Annotated in this window: 5 protein-coding genes and 1 pseudogene; 1 reads left to right on the top strand and 5 read right to left on the bottom strand. The window is 35.0% G+C overall.

Going from position 1 to position 4,535, the window contains the following annotated elements; translation table 11 throughout:
- Nucleotides 1–342 (bottom strand): RNA-directed DNA polymerase (locus AB7E63_RS13195; RefSeq protein WP_428419644.1); only part of this gene is annotated, 342 nt, incomplete at its 3' end.
- Nucleotides 343–644: 302 nt separating this feature from the next.
- Here AB7E63_RS13195 and AB7E63_RS13190 point away from each other — a divergent pair.
- A pseudogene (locus tag AB7E63_RS13190) lies at nt 645–1,094 on the top strand (Tn3 family transposase); the annotation flags it as partial.
- A 111-nt stretch (nt 1,095–1,205) separates the two neighbouring features.
- Here the strand turns inward: AB7E63_RS13190 and AB7E63_RS13185 are convergent.
- The 4 genes from AB7E63_RS13185 to AB7E63_RS13170 form a co-directional block, all read right to left on the bottom strand.
- A complete protein-coding gene (locus tag AB7E63_RS13185; RefSeq protein ID WP_039376778.1) occupies nt 1,206–2,873 on the bottom strand; it encodes a hypothetical protein in 1,668 nt (555 codons plus the stop codon).
- A gap of 188 nt (nt 2,874–3,061) precedes the next feature.
- Nucleotides 3,062–3,220 carry a hypothetical protein gene (locus AB7E63_RS13180; RefSeq protein WP_013924931.1) on the bottom strand — a complete coding sequence of 53 codons (159 nt, stop codon included), beginning with the start codon at nt 3,218–3,220 and terminating at the stop codon, nt 3,062–3,064.
- A 126-nt stretch (nt 3,221–3,346) separates the two neighbouring features.
- Nucleotides 3,347–3,682, bottom strand: coding sequence for an RNA recognition motif domain-containing protein (locus AB7E63_RS13175; RefSeq protein ID WP_013924932.1), 336 nt, complete (start codon nt 3,680–3,682; stop codon nt 3,347–3,349).
- A gap of 404 nt (nt 3,683–4,086) precedes the next feature.
- On the bottom strand, nt 4,087–4,353 hold the full coding sequence (locus AB7E63_RS13170) for an SEC-C metal-binding domain-containing protein (protein ID WP_006340781.1): 267 nt from the start codon (nt 4,351–4,353) through the stop codon (nt 4,087–4,089).
- Between the last annotated feature and the right edge of the window lie 182 nt (nt 4,354–4,535).

Genomic DNA, 4,535 nt, shown 5'->3' with positions numbered 1-4,535 from the left:
GTACGCCTCTTTTAGTCGCTTTTTCATCCGCTGCTTTGTTCGTGTTCGCACTAAAGTATGCTTAAAAAAAAGAACATAGCCCACGAAATCGATTCCTTGAGTCAATTTTCTAATAATCAACTTTTTTAGGTGAAGATCTAATTGGAGCCTTTTTATAAGAAATTCTCGAATAAGAAAAATTAAAGATTCTAAATGGTTTTTATCATTAGATAAAATAATGAAATCATCACAATAACGTAGATAATATCGCTCACGGAGTTCTTGCTTGATGAAATCATCCAGCTCGTGAAGATAAACATTTGCAAATAATTGAGAAGTTGCATTTCCTAGAGGAATTCCCACACTCCCAGAAGGGCCGCTACTAACTTTAAAGCTATCAATGATTGTATCGATAATTTTTTAGCGCTTTTTCGTCTGCGATATTTTTCCGAAGGAGAGTTTTGAGAATCTGGTGATTAATTGTGTCAAAAAAACGTTTAATGTCCATTTTGAGTGCATAACAGGGCTGTTTTCCATTCACACTGACTTTTCTGATCATCCGATGCAGCATTGTGACTCCAATATGGGTTCCCTTTCCTACCCGGCTAGAAAGCGAGTGAAAGATAAACTTTCTATAAAAAACAGTAGTCAATACCTCATAAACTATCGGAAGCTATCCACGTCAGAATGGCTTAGGAATGGCATTAAGAGAAATTGGGCGGATTGAACGCACTCTTTTTACTCTGGATTGGTTACAAAATGTTGAATTACGTCGTCGCGTAAACGCTGGACTAAACAAAGGAGAGGCTAAAAATACATTAGCACGTGCTGTTTTTTTTAATCGACTTGGTGAAATGCGCGATCGCAGCTTTGAAAACCAGCGTTATCGAGCTTCCGGCCTTAATCTTGTGATAGCTGCAATCGTTCTATGGAATACTGTATATTTAGAGCGAGTAATCCAACACTTGAAAGATAATGGTCAAACAATCAATGGGAGCCTACTCAAGCATTTATCTCCACTTGGTTGGGAACACATAAATTTAACAGGTGACTATGTTTGGCGACAGAACAAGGTGATGGAAAAAGGCGAATTCAGACCTTTACAGGGGCAGTAAAATCCTTAACGTGCTTTATAATCCGAATTCTGAGCTGACCCCTTCTTGATTGCTAAAATGGAAAAAGCCCCAGAAATATGAGGCTTTTTCCATTTTTTAATTAGTGTCTACTCATTCGTAAATTTCAGCAAAATGAGAGGGATAGAAAAGAGTTTTGTTAATGCCAAAAACTCCAGAAATTCGTTGAATCATTCTACGAGAAAACTCCATCTCACCTGAATCGAGATCCTTTAAGATTTCATTATCCATTTTTAGATTCGGATTTTTCGTTTTATAACGATCTATAAAACTTTCATTTTTCATTTTAAATGCCTTACGGAGCGCCTTAAATAATTTACGTTGAAATTTTTTCGTTTCATTTTTTAGTTCTTCTATTTCTTTTATTGCGACTTCAATTACTTCTTCAAATAACTCTTCATAATCGCTTAAATATTTTTCTGCTGCAACTGAGCGCGTGTTTTTATTAATTCCCTCGTCTACTTTTGTTTCTTTAATTTTAAGCAGCTTATTAATTAAATCTTTATCTTCTTCCGCATGAGCTTGCTCGTATAAACGTTTATAGAACAAAATATTGAATATTTCAGATTGATCTTCCGTCAAAGCCTCAATACGCATTTTGACCTTTGCTATCCGTTTCTCTCGTTCTTTCATAGGGGAATTGATTGCTTTATGGACTTTCTTGGAAAGCTTACTAATGGTGATAGCTTGTTCTTTCAAACTGCTATGAATAGCCATGTTAACTTTCACTTCTCGAGTTGCTTGATCTAAATGAAAATTTGAAATATTCAAAAGTTTACTCAGCATGATCCGCATGCTATCGTCACATTTTTCAAAAAGACCATGAAAGAAAAAAGACTCAAAAAATCTTGTTTTTGTACCCTTTTTAAGGAATTTAAATGTATCTTCTATTTTACTATTAATCATACTCTGTGCTTTCTGATCAGCTTGAATCATTTGGTACCGAAGTTCATACAAGTGTGGTCTCAAAGATTTTTTTTCTTGCTCAGGAATTCCTTCCAAATTGAGATTGAGCCAAAGGTCAATATTTTCTTGCTGAAAAACATAATGAGCAAGTGATGCGCCTTCATCTCGATAAAATTCCAACACACCTTTAACTGCCGCATCTTTCTCTCGACTTAAAACGTCTTCTATTACTTCTTGCATAGCCGGAAGAAAATACCTAACGACTTTTTCGGGTGTTAGTTCTCTTTTTGATGCTGAATTAAGTAAATTAATCGAATGGTTTCTAAGTAGGCTCTCCCTATATTTTTCATCAATAGCTCGGTCGGCATCATTTATAGCTTTTTCTAAATCGATTGTGGCATTACTTTCATCATAATATCCTGAACGGTAAAGAAAGATAGTTTCTTTCCCTTTGCCTTCTTTTGCATACAAACAAGGCAATGTTGCGGAATGGGCCGCCTGAAATGAAATCCCAAACATTCCTTCAGCATTAAATCCTTGATGAATTGTATGTCCTTCACGAAATTTAAGATTGGTTCCATAGCAAACAACCGCTTGCAAAAATATAAGCGAAATACGTTTATGAAAATGCTGCTGGATTGCCGGAATGGGACTTTCAAAATATTTTCTAACATTTGCTACTGTTTTAAGCTCTTTCACATCTTTTTTAGGCCAAATGCCTTTAAAAGAAGGATTAATTAAAGAGGAAGTTCCATTTCCCTCCACCCCTTTAAGTGAATCACGTTTTTTTTGACTAGAGGTTTTGTGAGCCAAAAAGTGTGGATAAGCATTGTCGGTTGGTTTAATAGTAGGCATGGTTGTATTCTCTATTATTGGATATAATAAAAAAGACCATACCAGTTTTTTATTTTAAAAGCATCTAAATACATATTAATGAGTCAAATCTACAGTGAAACACTTCAAGCAGAAATGTTAATAGAAGTAGAAAAAGAATGGAAATAAGGCTAATTAAAATTAAGATAAGAATTTACTATTCAGTTCTTTTAATCTCCGCCCCCAGAAGGAGTTACGACAAAAGGAGATCCTGCACCTGAATAGTGAAAGAGTCGATAAAAAAGATCAGATTGAAAAAAGAAAAGATAAAAAAACAGGGCCAAAATAACTAACCAGGCAGCTAATACCATCCATCGTTTTTTTGACATAATCACTTCCTTTGAACTTAAAGAAATCCAATTCCTATTTTTTAACACTAAATAGAAAACGTATTCTAAGCAAGCAGTCGCGATAAAGAATAAAGGGAGCCAATTAAGGCTCCCTTTAGAAAAGAATTACATGTTAGATGTTCTTGCATTTCTGAAACCACCGGAGCGTCCGCCACCATGGCTTTCACGTGGTTCACGATTGCCAGAACGCTCAGAACGCTCTTGAGCGAGGCTGACGCGAATGTTGCGATCTAGAACAGCTGTTTCGTTCAATTCACGAATAGCTTTGTCAGCATCTTCTGAACTTTCCATCTCAACAAAGCCGAATCCTTTTGATTTGCCTGTATATTGATCTGTGATAATTTTTACGGAAACAACTTTCCCGATTTTTTCGAAAACAGATCTTAAAATATCATCTGTCACTTTCCAGGATAGGTTGCCGACAAAAATTTTCTTCTTCATAAACATAGTCTCCATGTTGGATTGTATCTAATAAAATGCACTTTATTGGGAAATTCTTTCCATTCGCAAGCTTTATACTAAGGGTTTTTCTGCAATGCAGGTTGACCTAAAATAACATTTAAGTTTTACGTTGATTTCTCGAGGGAATTAACGGAGTTTTGATTTGGAAGGAAAGGAAAACCCGAAAATTTAAATCCAAACATGGTCTCAAGATGAAGTGACGTATCAACTTTTAATGCAGCATCACCCTATACTAAAGGCTTTGAGAATGTTTCTTATTCGAATACTCCTGGTAAAATGCACCTACCTTCATATTTACATAAAACAAGATTTATTTCCACCACATTGATGAAAAAGAATGTATTTTTTTTTAACACTTTATACAAAAAGACTTTATAAACAGGTTAATTGGGATGATTTTCCTTGATATCTTCAATCTGCTGTTTAAAAGATTTCGGGATTATTGGGGGTTTTTCTTGCTGAGTTGCGTTAGCAATTGCTTCTCCAAATGTTCTTTCCATTAAATTAACTGGCTCCGTTTTTTTTTGAGGAGTGCTCAGCCATTTAGCAGTGAACTTTTTAGGTGCGGTTGATTTATTTAAGCAGCAATTTTTATATTTTTTCCCAGATCCGCATGGACAAGGATCATTACGTCCAATTTTTTCAGTCATATTCCTCCATTATATTATGTAGATAGCATAACTTTTTTGTTGCCCTACTCAGCAAAATTAGTTTAATATGGTGTCTGTTTTTTTGAAACTAGATTCATAAATTCAAAATGAACGTAACCATCAGAATTTAAGAAAACAAAATATAAGACGACAGCCAACTCCTTCTAGAATCTTTGCAGTCT

Origin of the sequence: Parachlamydia sp., assembly GCF_050255895.1 — a bacterium.
GTDB classification, from domain to species: domain Bacteria; phylum Chlamydiota; class Chlamydiia; order Chlamydiales; family Parachlamydiaceae; genus Parachlamydia; species Parachlamydia acanthamoebae.
The sequence above is the reverse complement of the archived record's forward strand: the minus strand, read 5'-3'. Positions and strand labels throughout refer to the sequence as shown.